11 protein-coding genes and 3 pseudogenes are annotated in these 19,415 nt (G+C 64.9%); 2 read left to right on the forward strand and 12 right to left on the reverse strand.

Translation table 11 applies throughout. From position 1 onward, the window contains the following. Positions 1-74: 74 nt before the first annotated feature. A pseudogene (locus SCNU_RS20360) lies at positions 75-827 on the reverse strand (IS3 family transposase); the annotation flags it as partial. Between the two features lie 166 nt (positions 828-993). After that, positions 994-1,218, reverse strand: coding sequence for a transposase (locus tag SCNU_RS19320; RefSeq protein WP_175284133.1), 225 nt, complete (start codon positions 1,216-1,218; stop codon positions 994-996). A gap of 161 nt (positions 1,219-1,379) precedes the next feature. On the opposite strand from SCNU_RS19320, the pseudogene SCNU_RS19325 reads away from it, so the two are divergent. Further along, positions 1,380-2,680: pseudogene (locus SCNU_RS19325) on the forward strand (IS256 family transposase). A gap of 874 nt (positions 2,681-3,554) precedes the next feature. Here the strand turns inward: SCNU_RS19325 and SCNU_RS21165 are convergent. From SCNU_RS21165 to SCNU_RS19365, 9 genes and pseudogenes are all read right to left on the reverse strand, one after another. Further along, positions 3,555-5,806, reverse strand: a pseudogene (locus SCNU_RS21165) (Z1 domain-containing protein). Positions 5,807-6,529: 723 nt separating this feature from the next. Beyond that, positions 6,530-7,438 (reverse strand): PD-(D/E)XK motif protein, encoded by a 909-nt coding sequence (locus SCNU_RS19335; protein ID WP_009681107.1) that lies wholly within the window; start codon positions 7,436-7,438, stop codon positions 6,530-6,532. 86 nt (positions 7,439-7,524) lie between these two features. Then, on the reverse strand, positions 7,525-9,027 hold the full coding sequence (locus SCNU_RS19340) for an ATP-binding protein (RefSeq protein WP_009681108.1): 1,503 nt from the start codon (positions 9,025-9,027) through the stop codon (positions 7,525-7,527). Continuing rightward, entirely contained in the window at positions 9,024-10,037 is a 1,014-nt protein-coding gene (locus SCNU_RS19345; RefSeq protein ID WP_009681109.1) for a UvrD-helicase domain-containing protein, read from the reverse strand. Before SCNU_RS19345 ends, SCNU_RS19340 begins: the two co-directional genes overlap by 4 nt. A gap of 236 nt (positions 10,038-10,273) precedes the next feature. Beyond that, on the reverse strand, positions 10,274-10,696 hold the full coding sequence (locus SCNU_RS20290) for a very short patch repair endonuclease (RefSeq protein ID WP_009681110.1): 423 nt from the start codon (positions 10,694-10,696) through the stop codon (positions 10,274-10,276). After that, positions 10,590-11,912 (reverse strand): DNA cytosine methyltransferase, encoded by a 1,323-nt coding sequence (locus SCNU_RS19350; protein ID WP_139026161.1) that lies wholly within the window; start codon positions 11,910-11,912, stop codon positions 10,590-10,592. Before SCNU_RS19350 ends, SCNU_RS20290 begins: the two co-directional genes overlap by 107 nt. A gap of 348 nt (positions 11,913-12,260) precedes the next feature. Continuing rightward, the gene (locus tag SCNU_RS19355) at positions 12,261-13,382 is read right to left on the reverse strand and encodes a nucleoside triphosphate pyrophosphohydrolase (protein WP_009681112.1); all 1,122 of its coding nucleotides are present in this window, start codon (positions 13,380-13,382) and stop codon (positions 12,261-12,263) included. 123 nt (positions 13,383-13,505) lie between these two features. Continuing rightward, the gene (locus SCNU_RS19360) at positions 13,506-13,832 is read right to left on the reverse strand and encodes an amidohydrolase family protein (protein WP_009681113.1); all 327 of its coding nucleotides are present in this window, start codon (positions 13,830-13,832) and stop codon (positions 13,506-13,508) included. 41 nt (positions 13,833-13,873) lie between these two features. Then, positions 13,874-14,785, reverse strand: coding sequence for a LysR family transcriptional regulator (locus SCNU_RS19365; RefSeq protein WP_009681114.1), 912 nt, complete (start codon positions 14,783-14,785; stop codon positions 13,874-13,876). Between the two features lie 72 nt (positions 14,786-14,857). On the opposite strand from SCNU_RS19365, the gene dapA reads away from it, so the two are divergent. Next, a complete protein-coding gene (dapA, locus tag SCNU_RS19370) occupies positions 14,858-15,787 on the forward strand; it encodes a 4-hydroxy-tetrahydrodipicolinate synthase (RefSeq protein ID WP_009681115.1) in 930 nt (309 codons plus the stop codon). Between the two features lie 31 nt (positions 15,788-15,818). Here dapA and mfd read toward each other — a convergent pair whose 3' ends face one another. Continuing rightward, complete coding sequence (gene mfd, locus SCNU_RS19375; protein WP_009681116.1) at positions 15,819-19,400, reverse strand: transcription-repair coupling factor; 3,582 nt, start codon at positions 19,398-19,400, stop codon at positions 15,819-15,821. Positions 19,401-19,415 lie beyond the last annotated feature (15 nt).

The following is a 19,415-nucleotide window of genomic DNA, read 5'->3' on the forward strand; positions in this document are numbered from 1 at the left end:
TCGTGAAGCGGTTGAACTCAACAGCTCCACTTCACAACCAGAGGCTGTCAAGACCCGGGTTTGTTTGAGACCGATCAGTTGTTCTGCGAGGTGAGTTCGAGGGCTCGGTTCTGGGTCCAGTAGTCGGCCTCGACTGCCGACAGCGGCTGGTAGTCGAGGGCGGAGTGCAGGCGGGTGGTGTTGTACCAGTGGACCCATTCGGCGGTGGCGATCTCGACGGCGTCGGTGCTCGTCCGCTGCCCCTTTCGGTAGATCAGTGCGTATTTGTACAGCGAATTCAGGGCTTCGGCCATCGCGTTGTCGTAGGAGTCCCCGCGGGATCCGACCGAGGCGATGGCCCCGGCCTCATCGAGGGCCTGGGTGTAGCGGATGGCTCGGTACTGCACGCCGCGATCGGAGTGGTGGATCAGTGCGGTCAGATCCTGCCCGGCCCGCCGCCGCAGCCACAAGCCCATCGCCAGGGCGTCGATGGCCAGGTCGGCGAACATGCGGGTCGAGGTCTGCCAGCCGCCGATCATCGTCGAGAACACCTCCAGCACGAACGCCACGTACACCCAGCCGACCTCGGTCCGAACGAAGGTGATGTCGGCGACCCACAACTGATTCGGCGCCTCGGCGGCGAAGGTGCGGTCGACCAGATCGGCCGGCCGCGCGGTCTCGGGTGCCGGGCGGGTAGTGCGCGGGAACTTGCCCCGCACGACTCCACGAATCCCCAGGTCAGCGCAGAGTCGTTCGATGGTGCATTTGGCCACGGTGATTCCTCCAGCTGGAGGGCGACGCGGATCTTGCGGAGTCCGTAGATGCCGCCAGAGGCCTCGTACACCCGCATGATCTGGGCTTTCAGGTACTCATCGCGCACCGCCCGAGCCGAGGGCGCTCGAGTGCGGGCGGCGTAGTAGGTCGATGGCGCGATCGCACAACCGGCCTCGGTCCGGGCGGTGCAGATCGCCTCGACGGGCCATCGAGTCCGGTGCTGGTCGATGAAAGCGACGATCAGCGGTGTGGCCGGTCGACCTCGGCCGCGAAGAAGGCCGACGCCGTCTTCAAGATCTCGATCGCCCGACGCAGTTCGGCATTCTCCTTCTCCAACTGGCGGATCCGCTCAATATCGGCGACCGTCTCGATGCCGGGCGCTTCGGCGTGGCCTGCCTCCACTCTGCGGCCCCAGGTCCGCAACGTTTCGGGGTTGATATCGAGTTGCTTGGCGATCTGAGCCAACGCGCCCGGCGCGGTCTCCGGGTCCTTCCGAGCGTCGGGGCGTGTCAGATGGTCTGTGTAAGCGGTGAGGTTCAACCCTGAAGGGAACCGCTGTTGTGACTGTCAATCATGATGTGAGCGTGGATGATTCGCGTGAGGAACAACGCCGTCGGCAGACTGAGATGGCCAACGAGTTGATCGCGTCGGGAGCGTTGGATGAGGTGTTCGCCCGCATCGATGCCGGCGAGCCGGTCGGCGGCCAGGACGGCCTACTGAACTCACTTCTCAAAGCGACCCTCGAACGAGGCCTGAACGCCGAACTGACTGAGCATCTCGGGTACGAGGTCGGGGATCCGGATGCGGCGTCGTTTCCGAACTCCCGCAACGGATACGGCAGCAAGACTGTGGCCACCGAGGTCGGCGATGTGGCGTTGTCGGTGCCGCGGGATCGGGACGGGAGCTTCGCTCCGATGCTGGTCCGCAAGGGTCAGCGCCGCCTCGACGGCCTCGATGCGATGATCGTCTCGCTGTACGCCGGCGGGATGACCATCCGCGATATCCAGCATCACCTCGCGAGCACGATCGGCACTGAGTTGTCGCATGAGACGATCTCGAAGGTCACCGAGGAGGTCGCCGACGAGGTCGCCAAATGGCAGACCCGCGACCTCGAAGCGCTGTATCCGGTGATCTACCTCGACGCGATCATCGTCAAGATCCGCGATGGCGGGCACGTGCGCAACAAGGCCGCCCACCTCGCCGTCGGCGTCGACATGGACGGCATCAAGCACGTCCTGGGGATCTGGATTCAGCAGACTGAGGGCGCCAAGTTCTGGGCCGCAGTGTGCGCGGAACTGCGTAATCGTGGGGTCGAGGACGCCGGCGATCGTGTGCTGTGACGGCCTGACCGGATTCGCCGACGCCGTGGAGGCCACCTGGCCGCAGGCGACCGTCCAGACCTGTGTGGTGCACCTGAATCCGGGCGTCGATGCGGTTCGTCGGCTACGGCGACCGCAAAGCCGTCGCCGGACTGCTCAAGCCGATCTACCAGGCCCCGGCCGAGCAGGCGGCGTTGGACGCGTTGGAGGCGTTCGCCGACTCGGATCTGGGCCGCAAGTACCCGTCGGCGGTGAAGACGTTCCGGGACGCGTGGGAGCGGTTCATCCCGTTCCTGGCGTTCCCGCCGGAGTTGCGGCGGGTCATCTACACCACCAACAGCATCGAGTCGCTGAACTATCAGCTGCGGAAGGTCACCAAGAATCGCGGGCACTTCCCGAACGATCAGGCCGCGATGAAACTGCTGTGGATGGCGATCTGCAACATCGAGGACAAACGCGCTCGCGATCGAGCCAAGGAACGCGGACTGCCCGCCGCCAAACGCCGAGCCTCCGGGCGACTGGTCGAAGGCGCGGTCACGACCAACTGGAAACGCGCTCTCGAGCAACTCTCGCTCGCGTATCCAGACCGTATCAACCATCACCTATAAATCGAATCCCTGATCGACTTACACGGAAGAATTGACAAGCTCGAGCGTCGACGGCCATCCGCGTGGCACGATCGCGCAACTCCTGCGAGTACTTCGGTGGACGAGGCATGAACCAAGTGTCCCTTCCGGTCAAACCTGTCTCCATCAAACCCGGGTCAATTCACCTCTCGGTGGTCGGTGCGTGTTGTGGTAGCCACACCGATACCGGAGGTCCTCACCTACTTCGTCATGCCACGCCGTTCACAACCTGCCCAGGAACTACACCTAGCCAACGCGAATGGCGCCGCCGCACGGTAGGACTACCGATGCCCCTGGGTACTGTGCCGCCATGTTCAGTGCCGACTGCTCCTGCCGGCCGCCGCCCGGCTGTAGCCACCACGTCGACTGATCAAGGCCTGCCGCAGCTGGCTCCCCACCAGCGAGAAGGTCGAGCGCTTGAGCCAGGCCCTCTTCTACGAATGAGTCGTACGCCGCAGGATGACGCCTCAGAAGCCGAAAGAACAGCGACCTACCTCACTAGCTGCGCAGTTGCAGCTACCGCCACGGCCCCACCAGCCTCGAAGCATGTCGTCGATCGACGCGTGCCCAAGCTGCTCTCGGTCGGACCACTATCCGTCACTCCATCCACAGGGCCAAGCGGGCTACTCGAACTCGTGTTCAGCGATCTTGTGCGTACTCCTGGCGAGACTGACGAGTTGGCGATAGATCAACTCGCTTCTAATAATCAGCTGCGCGCGAGTCGGAAACCGCTTGGGTCCGTGGCACGCCGGCCCGGGAGCTACCAATGCACAGAAACAAGGTCGACCGTGACAACGTAAATCACGCTGATCTCGGTCCTCAATATGCGACCTGAAACACATCGAAACTGTCAGAATCACATATCCTGGTCGGCGACCACATCGTCCGGCTTCGCCGAGTTGATGACAGTCCATTGGATGAGGTCGCTCCTGGACACAGCCTTCGCCGGGACTGCGATCGAGATCAGGCCGACAAGCTCACTTCTGTCCACAGGCTTTGCCAGGTCGTCGGGCTCGCGGTCCGGAGCTACGGATACCAGGACCACGCCACGGGTTTCTGATTCACCGAGCGGCGCCACCAACTCGCCCAGTGCGATGGGCCGGACGGCGGCACGGTGCTTGCGATCCGATCCGACAAAGTCACTACGCCCGGCACGGCGCTTGCGCTTCACGATTGAGATGTCGCCGCCGAGTTCGGGGATGGCGAACGTCCGACCGCCGCTGTTCGGCCACGTCCACACGACCGCCCAATCGGTGATCTTCTTGTCGTCCGTAGCCTTCTGGATGAAGCCTCGGAAGGCCCTAATGTTAGATTCGTAATCTGGGTGCCACGAAAGTTGCTCGAACAGCTGGTTGAAATCCGCCGCGCCGATAACCCCCACACGGGCCCGCTGCCGAAAGCCCGACCTACCGTCGAGTTCGTACGGCAGCATGATCTCGGTGGACGCGTGAGCGAGAAGCGGCACGACAACCTCGTCAAAGTTCGTGCGGTTCTCGATACTGCCTCGTTCGGGAAGTCCGTACAGGTCTTGGATATCAGTCGGCGCCTTGTTAGCGATGACCGCGTTCCACATCTTATTCCGCGCGGTCGGCTTCAGCCAGGGAAGGTGCTGGCTTACAAGCGGCGGGATCTGGCGCGGTTCCAACACTGGCATCCCAAACTCGTCAAAGCCTGCGTACTTGTCGAGTTCGGCTCGGAATGCCTCTTCGTCCATGAGCAGAGCCTCGAACGCCTCGTAAAGGTCGACTTTCGAATCCCGCCGGATGTACAGACGGACAAGGTCCTGGTATCCGGGCCTAAATCCGAACCAGCGACCAGCCTGCATCAGGGTATCGGCCTGTCCCGCCTTCCTACGAAAGTAGGAGGTGGTAAGGCCCTCGACAGTGAAGCCGCGGCTAAGCTGAGTGCCTCCTACAAGGATTCGCCAGACCTTATCGGCTTCGAATCGAGTTTCTTCTGTTGTGCCTCGATCTCCTTGTCGGAGTTCACGATGAGAACCGGATCATCATCGATCGTGATCTCGGCGAGGGCCGCCCCGATATAGGGCTTCAACTCCTCGAAGGACGCCGGGATCGGGGCGCCGGCAGCGCGTGCCTCCATCACTGGGACGAAGTCATCACGGTAGAGTTTGGCGAGCCGGGTCAACCCCTCCGTCGAATTGAACTTGGCCTTGCTCCACACAGAGCGGACGTCATACGCGGTGTCCGCGTGGTCGGCCTTCTTGACCGACTCATGAATGAGCATCGTGTGGTGCCTGTAAAGGAAATCGGAATGAGCCTCGCGATACTTCTTGATTGCACCTGAGAGAACCCACGCATCGAGTGCCTCTTGTAGCTCCTTGATTCTACCTAATGGGTCCGTTTCCATGTCTCCAACCAGCGGCCGAATGTGCGCCAACTCGTTGGATGTTGCGACCGTCTTCTCTTCGTCATCCCAACGTTTACCCACGTCGTGGAACTCCTGGACGCCCATGTAGCCCGGCGGACGATGAAGGGAGAGGACGAAGTCCGCTGGGAATAGATCGCGCTCGTCGTCGGGGTCCACGAAGACATTCGCGAAGGGGGTTGCCGTGTATCCGACGTACTGCGCGCGTGGGCAGAGCTCGAGGATCTCCGTGATGAGATGGTTAATCCTCGTCCGCTTTCGGTTCTCCTTAGAGCCCTTCTTCCACTTGGCCGGGTTTGTAGTGTCTACCGAGGCCTGGTCGGATTCATCGTCGATGATCATGACCGGCAGTTCCGCAAGGTCGTTCTTGAGAGGCTTCAGGTCCTGGATCAACTTCCTCAACGACGCAGAGTTCTTCTTGATCACTGCGACGTAGGCGCCAGAGTGGAAAAGGTTCTCTTCGTCGTTAAGCGGCTTCTGCTTGTTCTTGCGCGCGAACTTGAGCTTAGTCATCGCCTGTGGGAGGCGCTTGTAGTCGCTCCGATGGCTGGTCACGCGAGCGATCTCGACTACTCCGGGCAGGTTGAGCGCATCACCGTGCTTGACGAATCGCTCGGCCTTCCATTCCTCATCCTGCTGGTAGTCGAGTTCTTTGAGGACGGCCGGATCGGTGGGATCCTGGCCTGCCAATATGTTCTCAACGCCAACAAGCTCCATGTCCATGCGCCGCTGGGTCTGCGCGCGAAGGATCTCAATGGTACCGCTCAGCACGATTATCAGGCGGTAGCCAGCGTCGATCCCCTTGGCCACTACGCCGGTGAAGTTGGCAGTCTTCCCACTCTGGACGTAGCCGACAACGAGCCCCTTGGTCTGCTTCGCCTCCGGTCTCGTCGGTCGACTGAGTCGTTCGATGACCTCCGTGGTCGTTTCGTCCAGAGAGGAGATCGACGATGCTGGCCACCCTTTGACGTCGCGAAGATAACCCTCGTAGTTGTCCCAGTAGACGCTGGTCCGAAGCTTCCGTTCAGCTAAGTACCACGGCTCGAAGACCTTGGAGATTGTCGTCGACTGTTTCTCGAAGACTCCGATACGTTCGGTGAACGCTCGCGCGACCTCTGGCGAGAGTCCCAGCCTCGTGTAAATCGCCGCGCGACGTTCCTGTGTGTGCGCCTCCGTCGTCGCGTCGTCCAGCCCGAGGTATTCGGTCAGGCTGTCCCACTTTGCAAGGGCAATACGGGCTTGAGTCAGGGCTGGCTCGTTCTCGTCGGCGTGCAGCACGAAGTCGATGAGGTCGTCGTCAGTGACTACTGCACCTGCCAATGCCGCCAATATCGGGCCGAGCGGCGGGGGAGGCTGGTGCGGGCGGCGTAGGCTGCTGGTTCTTCAGCGCAACAAAGGCATTTGTAAGCGCATCGACCCAAGTTGGGCGTTGATCGGTCACGTTCGTTAGCTCTCCTTTGACTCCACGAATCCACCGATGGGGTCGGGGAGGGTGTCATGATGCAGGTCTGTGAGGTCGATTCTGTATGAGACCTCCGACATAAGCGCGAAGTTCGGGACGATGGGGCCTACCAGATCCGGCGTCATCGCAGGAAACTCGCCCTTGACGTCGTATGCGCGCGGCTGGGAACGAAGCGCCCAGAACGTGGAGTAGAGATCAGCGTCGCCGTCCTGAAGGCCGAAGCTCGTGAGCATGCCGTCGAGGGCTACCCGATGTCCTCCGGCGATCCTACGGATTTGGGCGACGACCTGTGGCAGTGTCCGCCCGCTGTCTGGCGTCGCCCGAGTGAGCTGAATCGACAGCACGCTCAAAGGGACACCGCGCAGTGGGACGAGTTGCTCGAGTCCATGGATGACATGCCGGCGACGCTCGCTGCTAGTCGTCTTCACTTCGATGTGGACGGCGTCGAAAGTGAAATCGTGTTCCTCGGAGAGAGGCCCCTGCCAGGAGGAGGTCGCCGGACCCGCCCCTATCTGGTGGATGAGAAACTCCAGGAAGAGCAACTCTCCGAGTAGGCCGATCTCCTTCTCTGCGGTCAGAGCACCACGCGACGCGAACACATTCCGATGACGGGTGACACCTGCGGCGACCGCGGCAGCGAGTGGCATCTTCTCAACCTGGAGTTCATCGGCGATAGTTGCGAGGAGCCCGTACGCCCCATGAACGCTGCCCTCGACCCGGACGGTCAACTCGGCGAGTTCATCGTCGCCCGCCGAGATCGCGGCGAAGTCGATGTTCTTTAGCTTGGCGACGTCGGGCTCTGGCGTTTCGTACACGGTAATGAGCGTAATGAGACCGTTCTTGGGGTCGAGTTGAAGCTGGCACGCAGGTTCGCCCTTTATCGGCAGTGCCATTGGCGCACCAGTGCTCCAGAGCGCATCCAGTGTGTTGAAGGTCAGGTGCCGCGCATCTTGAGGTGAAGTCGTCATCAGCGGTTGCCTCACTTACCCCGCATGTGCTCTTCCGCGGCTGCCGCTGCCCCGAGGACGCTCTTCCAGAGTGCGATTTCGTCCTTGTCCCGAGAACCGAGGTGCTGGCCCTCGAATACGTGGTGGGTCAACAGATAGAGAAGTGCCTTGAGGACGGGGGCATCGTTGAGACTCCCACCATCGGGAGCGAAGAGGGCGCGGTAGCGGCTGTTGAGCCACACAACCTTTGCAGGGTAGTCGACATCGAGAAACTCGCTGGAGGGCATACGCTTCCACTTGACGTTGACCGCGTCGCCATCGATAAACGACAGCTCACGCCCGATCCGCTTGCGGACCGCTGGCGCGATTCCCTTATCAGGTCTGATGGCGGGCTTTCGCCGACGTCTCCGCTTGTTCGCATCGATGTACACGAACTCGGCGTCTTGGAGAAAGGTAAAGAATCCCGTGCCATCCGAGGCTTCCGCCTTGTTGATCGCGTCGTGGAAGATCGGCTCGAACTTCAGTCCACTCTTCTCCGGGTTCATCGTAACGAACGGGCCGATTGCTCCGGTGTCCTCCAGAACGACACGGGCGAGTTGGCGAGCGGCCGACGGCGTCGCAGTCTCTGACCAACCGCCGATCTGCAGCAATCGATCGTTCCGGTAGATGTAGAACCCCTGGAACTGTTCACCGCTCTTGGCGCCGATCCTGAATCCGGTCACATCAGACTTGGCGGGCCAGATGTGACAAGTCAACTTTACCCTGGCGTCGCCGGCTTTGGCGAAAAGATCCTTGGGGTACTCCGGATGCCCAGAGATCGAATAGCCGAACGGGTCGATGGGCAGGATCGGAACTCCGATCCCCGTCAGGGCTTCCCCGACTTCGTCGATCAGCACATCGATCTCGAGCCGTTTGACAGCGAGCAGGCGGTGAAATGTCACACCGAGGTGCGATCTAAGTGCGTTGTTGCGCGCAGAAAGCCAACTACGGGCCTCGTCCCGATTGCGCCCTCGATACGCGTTGCGGACGTCGGTCCAGACGATCGACGTGCCCTCCTGAGAGCCGACGACTACCTGCCTGTCGACACCGCGCTCAGCGGCCACGTCGGCCGACAGCACCTCACAGGTGAAGTCCCTAGAGAAGTCCGCACGGCGAATGCGGCGCCCTACCGGAGTCGCGCCGTGTTGCGTGGACCAGACGGTCAGAACGTCGCTGTGTCCGAACGAAGACGCCTTTAGGCCCATCCCGAAGTGGCCGAGGTCGCTGTCTGAGTAGTCCCTCTGGTGTCCGATTGTCATCGCCGCGTTCGCAGCAACTGCATCCATCCCCCGACCGTTGTCGAGGACCTCTACCTGAGTCAGGCGGTCGTCGGAGGTTAGGAGCCGGATCGAGACGCGCGACGCACCAGCGTCGATGCTGTTGTCAACCAAGTCAGCAATTGCCGACTCCAGAGTGTGGTTGGCGCCGAGGCTCTTCACGAGCCCGGCGTCGGGTGCGAGCTTGATCCGCTCAACGACATCGTTCGAGTTGGTCACGATTCGATGTCCTCGAACTCGCTCTTGTCGAAACCGAGAATCCCACTCTTCACGCCGACGCCGACGCTCGTCACCCGTCGCGCCAAGCGAGTGCTCTGCGTCGACGGGCGCCCGCAGCGGATCGCCCTGTCTCGTGCCGCTGGCTTGTCGATCGCGCCCAGGACCGGCGACTCCTCAATCAGCTTGCGCTTCAACTCATTTCCCTCAGTTCGAGCCGCTCGACCCCGTGCCAATACGTGCGCTAAATCTCCGACGCACACTATCAGGCAGCCCGACCAAAAAGACGCTGGTCTCGACAAGATCCGTCGGGGACTCTCGGTGCTCGTGCTCCAGATTCGGATCGCCCGCCACCCGAGAGATGCGAGATATGTTTCGATCCCGCCACGGGATTGTGCGCGGATTCTTATCGCAACGAAACAGTCTGATCCGCACGCAGGATAGCAGCGATCGAGGCTCGCAGTTTCAGCATGGCGACCGCCTCTCAAGCAATCGAAGATCGTCTCGGAGGCTGTCTCACTCTCTGACTCGACGAAGTCGGAGACGCTCCGTAAAGTGTCGCTGAGGACGGTCAAGCCAGTCCCGCTCGGCAGGGTGTCGAGGATCGCCAGGTCCTGTGCCTCGTCGACAACCAGGTGCCGCACATTCCCGATCGCGGCCGGGGGCTCGTCGGCGGGTTGCACCGCATCGGTCGCCTGACGGATTCGGGCGCCGTAGGATCCGGTCGGCTCCAAGTCGAGATCGAGGAGCAGCTCCGAAGCGAACGAGTCGAAGGTGCGGACTTTAACGTCGACGACGTCGCGGTCGGCGAGCCCATTCCTGATCACATGCACCGCTGCACGAGAGAAGCTGAGAACGAGGATCTCCGTCGACGCCGAAAGGCCGCTGACGAGCAGATTCACGAGTCGCGCCGCGACCACCTCGCTCTTGCCCTGCCCCGCGCCCACGGAGACCAGAAGTCGCTCTTCGTGCGGCGCATGCGTCACCCTGCGCTGCGACGGATCCAGCTCCATGACTCACACCACCTGTCTGTCTGTTTACAAGTGCACCACCCTGACACACCGATCTGTTCTACCGGTGGGGTACGACATCGACGGCAGGCGAGGAACGAGCATCACGTGCGCGGAGTCACCGATCTCGACCGTGGTGCCCCCGACCACAGCGGGGACTATACATGTTCGGGTCCGACATCTCGGACCCGAACGACATACCGCACGTGCCCAATCCCTGTGAGCCGTAGGCGCATCGGTTACCGTTCAGATCCTGGCCGGATGGCCCGTACAATGCGGTCCGCTGCACCTTCGACGTCCTCGTGCTCCCACACTCGCAGCACGGTCCATCCAGCATCGATCAGCAGGCGGTCAGTATCTCGATCCCGTGCCCGGTTCGCCTCCACCTTGGCCGCCCAGTACTCGGCGTTCGTCTTGGCGACGGTGAAGTGCTCAGGGCAACCATGCCAGAAGCAACCGTCGACGAATACAGCGATCTTCTTCCGTGGAAACACTACGTCAGCCCGCCTGCGAACCCCTTTGATCGGCGCTCGGTCGACGAAGTAGCGCAAACCCCTACGATGCAGCTCCGACCTCAACCGGAGCTCCGGCCCTGTGTCCCGGCTCCGATTCGACTTCATCGATCGTCGGACTGCCTCCGACGACGCCCACGATTCGGCCATCCTCAGATCGTCTCACTCGCTTCGGGCACTTCACGACCTTCGTGATCGATTCCCCGAGCACCTCGGTCCTGGCGATGGCGGCCCGGATCTGGAGAGCGCGATCGTCGTCAGGTCCGACCCATGTGTCGGCTCTGCATTCGAAGAAGTCATCGTCGAGATTCACGTCGATCCCCAACAGCCAACCCAACACGTGTGCACCGAGCCGCGGGGGGATCGCGTTTCCGATCTGCTGCGAGATATCACGGCCTTCCCAAGGATAGTCTCCTGGGAATGTCTGCAACCGGCCAGCCTCCGGTGGCCCGAATCTGCGCACTTCGTTCGTTCCATCGATGAGGACCCTGTTCCGCGAGACCTTTCCGGTCACAGTGAACGCTGGGCGGTCGTACCGCCGCTTGCACCGGTTCTTCGGATCGCCTCCGGTTCCGTAATTGGAGACGACGGTGAACGGCTCATCCCAACCAAGTGCTTGCGCCATGCTGATCCACTGCGGTCGACCCTCTGAGAAATCAAGCGTCGGCTCTGCATCGAGCGCAGTGCCCACGTACCTCTGGTGGGTAGGAGCCGGCATCGTCACTTCACTGCTGTGCACATTCCATCGGGCTGCGAGAACAGCGCGTCTGCGAGTCTGCGGAACTCCGTACTCTTCCGTGCGGAGGATCCGCACGTCCACGCCGTACCCCTTGCTTTCCAGAACGACCTTCATCGCGTCCCACACGGGCTTCACCGCTGGGACTTGCTCCAGCATGATTGCTTGGTACGGTCGGCCGGCTTCCAAAGCTGCCAGCGCCCAGATCAATGGCTGAAGAACAAGCCCGGTGCGTGCATCCGAGTCCGGCTCAGCTTCGATTCGCTGCAGTTGCTCTAAGACTTCAGCTGTTTTTCCCGCCCCGAGCATGTTTACGAGTGCGATGACACGCGTGAGTGCGCGGCGACCGTGACCGTTGCCGGCAACTGTGTACGTCTGACACGGAGGGCCACCGGTCAACACGTTGACGGAATCGGTGAAATCCTCTGGCCGCCAGCGGGTTACGTCGCCGAGGATCGAGCTCAGTCCGGCAGCTTCTCGAGTTTCGACAGCGTTCTCATCGAACTCGATGCCGATCGAGGGCACGTCGAGCCAATGCGCCGCCACGTCCAACCCGCCCGGGCCGGCAAACAGATCGACGATCATCGGCGAGTCCACCGGTGGCAATGAACCAGCCTTCTGATCGATCATCCTTGAAGCCTAAACGGCGTCCGCTGAGCGGCCAATTCGTCGCGGTTCTCGGGCGTGCCGGCGACGAATCGGACAGCGTCTGCGCCGAGCGCGGACACGTCGGGTTCGTAAGTCGATCCACCGGCAACGCACTGCCTCTCAGCCACATCGTCACCTTACGAGCACGGTCGGACATTCGTGGGAGACCGCGTCAACGTCACCGGGTTTCGACACGCTCGTCGCTCCGCTCCTCACGGCTCAACCAGCGAACAGGCACCTCGCGCCTCAACCAGCAGAAGGCGGCCCATGCCCAGCAAACGAGAAGGCTCCCGACGACGCTGGCTGCTCAACCCCGGCAGAGGGACGCGCCTACTCCCCCTCAGCACTCCATTTCTCGACCACGACCATCCCGGGCACCTCGGGCGCCTTCACGCCCTTGACCTTGTGGTTCTTGCCCTTCTTCTTCCGGGCGATCGCGCCCTTGTCGCCGGGAGAATCGTCGGGCCCATCTACGACCACCGCGAGTTCCACCTCGCCGGGCCCGTCTACGACCTCCGGCTCGTCCCCGGCCGGCTCCTCCACGTACGACAGCCCGAGGTACTTGCGCCAGGTGTTCTCGTCGCGCAGCGCCACGTCGTCCTCGGCGGCGGCGCCTTCGGCGTCCCGGACCTGGTTCATCAAGGCGATGGCGCGACGGCGGAGATCGTCCTCCACGCTGCCGACCGCGTGCTTACGGAACGGGATGTCCACGCGGTACAGCGACGGGCTCACGGCGGCGACGGGGAAACCGACGCCGGACAGCCGCTCGAACAGCTTCTGCACCAGCGCCAACGCGGGCTGCGTGGTGACGATGCCGTCGAGCACGCTGGTGTTCTCACGCTCGGCGGCCTTGGCGGCCTCCCACTCGTCGATCTGCCGGTCGAGGTCGGCATGCTCACCGCCGAGCACGCCGGGAGTCCGGTACGAGACCTTGGTGATGAAGCTCTGCGCGACGTCGTCGATGTCGAACGACCCGACCGACGCGTCGGCCGCGATCCGCGCATGGAACAGCACCTGCAGCAGCAGATCGCCGAGCTCCGAGCAGAGTTCCTCGGGAGTGCCGTGGTCGATGGAGTCGAGCAGCTCGTAGACCTCCTCGAGGAGGTACCGGCGCAGCGAGTCGTGAGTCTGCAGCTTCTCCCACGGCCCCAATCGGCGGAGGCGGTCCATGAGTTCGACGGCCCGCAGCAGTTTGCCGCCGGGCAGTGTGCTGCCCTCGATGACGGTGTCGCCCCATCTCAGCCGCTCGAGGACGGCCGGATGTTCACGATCGGAGCTGACGAGCGTCCGGGAGCCGTCATCGGGCACCAGACCGACCAGCTCGTACGACGGCAGCTGCCAGAGCAGCGACGGGTGGACCTCCTCGGTCACGGCCACCGTGTCGGACAGCAGGGCCACCGCGCCGGCCGGAATGAGGTCGGGCCGCGACGCATCGAGCAAGACCACAGCCATGGAAGCGCCTTCCGCAAATCAGTGTCGACCTCGACATTAACGCGTCACAGCGCTTCGCTCCGGTCACACGCGCGGGAAGGAATCGTGTCGCGCCTTACGCCGACTGCGGTGAGCGATCCGGCGTCACCGGCCTTCGCTGACCACCCGGCCGGCGTGCAGCACCAGACGGCGCTTCGGGTGCCCGGCGACCGCTTCCGGAACACCGTGCGCACCGACGACGACGAGATCGGCGCGGCCGCCGACACGCAGTCCGTAGTCGGCGACGCCGAGGACGTCCGCCGCGGCGTCGGTCACCAGTGAGGCGAGGTAGCCGAGGTCGTCGTCAGCCATCAGGCCGCCCTGCAACCCGATGATGGTGGTGCGCTCGAGCATGTCGCCGGTCCCGTAGGGCCACCAGGCGTCGCGGATGTTGTCCGATCCGGCGAAGACGCGGACACCGAGGTCGCGCACCCGCAGCCCTCGACGAGCGCGACCCCGTCGAAGTAGGACGCTCAACCGACGGCCGACGCCGACGCCCCGCGCAGTTCCGTCAGCACCGCGCGCAGCGCCGGGTCGGCCTCGGCGCTCTGTCGCCAGACGGTGTAGACCTCGCGCCGGGGCGCGGCGTGGAGTTCCCGCACGACCACCCCGTCGGGCACCCGGGGTCGTGCCAGTCGCGGAATGAGTGCCACCTCGTCACCGGCCGCGACCAGCGCCATCTGTGTCCCGAAGTCGTCCACCGAGTGCACCACGTCGGGCTGCAGCTCGGACTCCGCGAACAGTCGCTCGAACCACCGATGACAGACGGTTCCGACCGGGCTGGTGACCCATCCGCAGCCGCCGAGCTCCGACCGACGAATCGGCCGGCCGACGTCGGCGAGCGGATGCCCGACCGGGACCGCGAGATCACCGACGTCGGTGTGCAGGTGCGACCGCTCCAGCCCGGGCGGCACCGCCACCGTCACCCCGTCGGCGTCGTGGACCATCGCGAGGTCGGCGTTGCCCGACTCCACCGCGTACACCGCAGGCACCGGATCGAGCTCCGTCACTTCGACGCGGATCTCCGGGTAGCGCCGTCGAATCGCCTTCAACGCGGGGGCGACGATTCCGCGGACGCCGGTCGAGAACGCTGCGATTCTCACCACACCGCGCGGGGATCCGGCGTCGACCGACCGGGCCGCGGCGACCGACTTCTCCAGCGCGGCCAACACCTCGGGCGCGGTCTCGACGAGCGCGGTTCCCGCCGGAGTCAGCACCACTCGCCGACCGGCGGGCGCCACTAAACGCACTCCGACCTGGGCTTCCAGCCGTTTGATCTGCTGGGAGATGGCCGACGGCGTGAAGCCGAGTTCGTCCGCGGCGCGCGCCATGGTGCCGAGATCCGCGATCGCCCGCAACGCCCGCAACGCTCCGACATCAATCATGAAGAGCTCCTAACGATTACTCACGATAACCCCTCGCTTGTGATGAACGGTTGTCGTAGCGACGATGGAGGCATGACCTCGACCTTGCTCTCCGCGCGCGCGACCTTCGGGTCCAATCTCGTCGCGATGCCGACCCCCATGAACCCGGACGGCTCCCTCGACCAGCCCGGTATCGCGGCCGTCGCCAAGCATCTGGTCGACACCGGCTGCGACGGGATCGTCGTCGCCGGAACCACCGGCGAGTCGCCGACGCTCGACAACGACGAGCTGCTGCTCTTGCTGAACACGGTGCGCGCCGCGGTCGGCCCGGCGACGAAGCTGGTGGTCGGCGTCGGCACCAACCACACCGCCAAGAGCGTGCAGACGGCGCGCGCGGTCGCCGCCGCGGGCGCCGACGCTTTGCTCGTCGTGACCCCCTACTACTCGAAGCCGTCGCAGGACGGCGTCGTCGCTCACACGGTCGCGATCGCCGACGCCACCGATCTGCCGGTGATGCTGTACGACATCCCCGGCCGCACCGGCCTCGCGCTCACCCGCGAGACCATCGTCGCGTTGTCCCAGCATCCGCGGATCGTCGCGGTCAAGGATGCGAAGGGCGACCTGTTCGAGATGATGTCGGTGATGGCCGAGACCGGCATGGCCTACTACTGCGGCATCGACGAGCTGAATCTGCCCTACCTGACCGCAGGCGCCGCGGGGGTGGTCAGCGTGATGGGCGTGGTCGGCTCCGACTGCAATCGCGACCTCATCGCGGCCGTCGACGCCGGCGACCTCGCCCGTGCGAGAGCCATCAACAACCGGGTCCGGCCGCTGACCGCCGCGCTCATGCGAACGGCGCCCGGTGTCGTGACCGCGAAGGCCGCGCTCCGCGAGGTCGGCGTCATCGCCCACGCCTCGGTGCGCGCCCCGCTGCTCGAGGCGACCGACGCCGAAGTCGCCGTGATCCGCGCAGCGCTCGCGGCCGACGGTCGGCCGGTCCGGACAGAACTGCTGACGGCATAGCAGCCGCGGAATCCTGGGGCAGTAGCTCCCGTCAGCCCTCCGCGGACACCGGCGCGATCGTCTGCAGGAACGTCACCACGTAGTCGATCAACTCGGTGTCCCGGAGGCGCGCGGAGCCGACGCCGCCCGTCCGCGGGATCGGCAGGGTGATCATGTGCGTCGCCGCGCGGTAGCTCGCCGACGAGTACATGCGGGCCAGCCGGACCTGCTGACTGTCGAGCAGGAGCAGCGGCGAGATCCGGATCGACTGTCCCGCGAGTCCGACCTCCGCGACGCCGCGTTCACGGCAGCGCAGGCGCAACCGGGCGATCGCGGCGAGGCGCTGGGTCTCCACGGGCGGTTCGCCGTACCGGTCGGCGAGCTCGCTCATCACCTCGTCGACGTCGTCGTCCCCGCCCGCGGACGCGAGCTTCCGGTAGGCCTCGAGGCGCAATCGGTCGGCCTCGACGTACTCGACCGGGATGTGCGCGTCGACGGGTAGGTCGATCCGCACCTCGACGTTCTCCTCGGTCGCGACCGGCTTGCCGTCCGCTGCGGCGCGATACGCCTCGACGGCCTCGCCGACCAGGCGCACGTACAGATCGAAGCCGACACCCGCGACGTGGCCGGACTGCTCAGCGCCGAGCACGTTGCCCGCACCGCGCAGCTCGAGATCCTTGAGCGCGACCGCCATGCCCGCGCCCAGCTCGTTGTTCTGCGCGATGGTTGCCAGCCGGTCGTAGGCGGTCTCGGTGAGCGGCTTGTCGGGGCTGTACAGCAGATACGCGTACCCGCGTTCGCGGCTGCGACCCACGCGCCCGCGCAGCTGGTGCAGCTGCGACAGCCCGAAGTTCTCGGCTCGGTCGACGATCAGCGTGTTCGCATTCGAGATGTCCAGGCCGGTCTCGATGATCGTCGTGCAGACCAGGACGTCGTACTCGCGGTCCCAGAATCCCTGGACCGTCCGCTCGAGCTGCTCCTCACCCATCTGGCCGTGCGCGACGACCACCCGCGCCTCGGGCACCATGTTCGCGATGTGCTTGGCGGTCTTGTCGATGGTCGACACCCGGTTGTGCACGTAGAACACCTGACCGTCGCGCAGCAGCTCACGCCGGATCGACGCGGCCACCTGCTTGTCGGAATAGGCGCCGACGTAGGTGAGCACGGGGTGCCGCTCCTCGGGTGGCGTCAGAATCGTCGACATCTCGCGGATGCCCGCCATCGACATCTCGAGGGTTCGCGGGATCGGCGTCGCCGACATCGTCAGCACGTCGACGTGGGTGCGGAGCGCTTTGATGTGCTCCTTGTGCTCGACGCCGAAACGCTGCTCCTCGTCGACGATGACCAGGCCGAGATCCTTCCAGCGGATACCGGTCTGGAGCAGCCGGTGGGTGCCGATGACGACGTCGACCTCGCCCGAGGCCATCTGCGCGATGATCTCCTTCGACTCGGCCGGATCGGTGAAGCGCGACAGCCCGCGGACCTTCACCGGGAATCCGTCCATGCGTTCGGTGAACGTCTGCAGGTGCTGGCCGGCGAGGATGGTCGTCGGCACCAGGACGGCGACCTGCTTGCCGTCCTGGACCGCCTTGAACGCGGCGCGGACCGCGATCTCGGTCTTGCCGTAGCCCACGTCGCCGACGACGACGCGGTCCATCGGCACCGGCTTCTCCATGTCGGACTTCACTTCGCCGATCACCGTCATCTGGTCGACGGTCTCGGTGTAGTCGAAGGCGTCCTCCATCTCGCGCTGCCACGGGGTGTCGGCGCTGAAGGCGAAGCCCGGCGCCGCATGACGCGCCGCGTAGAGCCGGACCAGCTCGCCGGCGATCTCGCGAACGGCCTTGCGCGCCTTCCGCTTCGTGTTCGCCCAGTCGGAACCGCCGAGCTTGCTCAGGCCGGGCTGCTCGCCGCCGACATAGCGCGAGAGTTGATCGAGCGCGTCCATCGGGACGTACAAGCGGTCCCCCGGCTGGCCACGCTTGCCCGGCGCGTACTCGATCACCAGGTACTCGCGGCGGGCGCCGGATACGGTCCGCTCGATCATCTCGACGAACTTGCCGATGCCGTGTTGATCGTGCACGACGAGGTCGCCCGCGGTGAGGGCCAGCGGGTCGACCTGATTGCGCCGCTTGGCGGGCAGGCGTCTGCCGTCCTTGGCCCCGACCACCCGCGCGCCGGTCACGTCCGCCTCGGTGGCGATCACGAATCCGGCCGACGGACACACCAGGCCGCGCCGCAGCGTGCCGTGGAAGACGCCGACCGCGTCGTCCGGCAGCTCGTCGCCCGGCTCGACCAGTCGCGCGGGGACCTCCGCCTCGCCCAGCCGGTCGACGAATCGCATGGCGGTGCCCCGGCCGGCGGCGATCAGTGCCGCACGACCACCCGACGCGATCTGCGCGCGCAGCGACGACATGAACGCGGTGAGCTCATCGGGGTTCCCGTGCGGCGCCGGACCCGGCTGGAGGTCGAGCTCCAGCTCCTCGCCCGACCCGGCCGACAGCGGACTCATCGTCCACCACGACCGTCCCGCATCGACGGTCGCGGCCTGCACGTCGTCGACGCTCCGGTAAGCGCTCGCCGACAGATCGATCGCCGGCTCGCCCGCCGACACCGGGGCGGTCGCACCGAGCGCCGCGGCGTTCCACGACGCCTCCAGGAACTCCTCGCCCGTTCGGGCGAGGTCCACCGCGCGGGTGCGCACCTTCTCCGGATCGAGGACCAGCACGCGCGTGCCGTCGGGCATCACCTCGGTGAGCATCTGCATCCGGCCGTCGACGAGCGCCGGGATGAGCGCCTCCATGCCCTCGACGGGAATCCCCTCGGCCAGCTTGGTGAGGATCTCGCGGAGCCCCTCGTCGGTCACGTCCTCTGCGAGCGCCGCGGCCCGCTCCCGGACGCCTGCGGTCAGCACCAGTTCGCGGCACGGATGGATCTGGACCACGGAGGTGTCGATCTCGGGCTGCGTGCGCTGATCGGCCACCGAGAAGGCTCGGATGTCGGTGATCTCGTCGCCCCAGAACTCCACGCGCACCGGGTAGTCGGCCGTCGTCGGGAAGATGTCGAGGATGCCGCCGCGGACCGCGAACTCGCCGCGCGCACCGACCATGTCGACGCGCTCGTAGGCCATCTCGACGAGCTTCTCGATCAGCGCGTCGAACTCCGCCTCACTGCCTTCGGTGAGGGTGACCGCGCGCATTCCGCCGAGTCCGGGAGCCATCGGCTGCACCAGGGATCGGACCGTCGCGATCACCACCCGGAGCGGCGCGACCGACGGATCGGCGAGCCTGCTGAGCACGGCCAATCGCGCGCCGACGGTATCCGCGCTGGGCGAGAGCCGCTCGTGGGGCAGCGTCTCCCACGACGGGAACTGCGCGACGACCGGCGTCCCGCCCGCCCCGCACGGCAGGAGTTCGGCGAGCTCGGTGGTCAGGTCGTCGGCTTCGCGTCCGTTGGCCGTGACCACCAGCACCGGATGCTCGGACACCTCCGCGAGCTGCGCGACCACGAACGGTCGCGCGGCATCCGGGGCGGTGATGTCGAGCCTCGCCTGCCCGATGCGTTCACGCAGCTGCCCGAAGGCGGCGTCACGGAAGGCGAACGAGGTCAGGCCGGTCAGAGAAGGTCGCGGCACAGCAGGGGTCGACAC

It is taken from the genome of Gordonia neofelifaecis NRRL B-59395, from assembly GCF_000192435.1.
GTDB lineage: Bacteria > Actinomycetota > Actinomycetes > Mycobacteriales > Mycobacteriaceae > Gordonia > Gordonia neofelifaecis.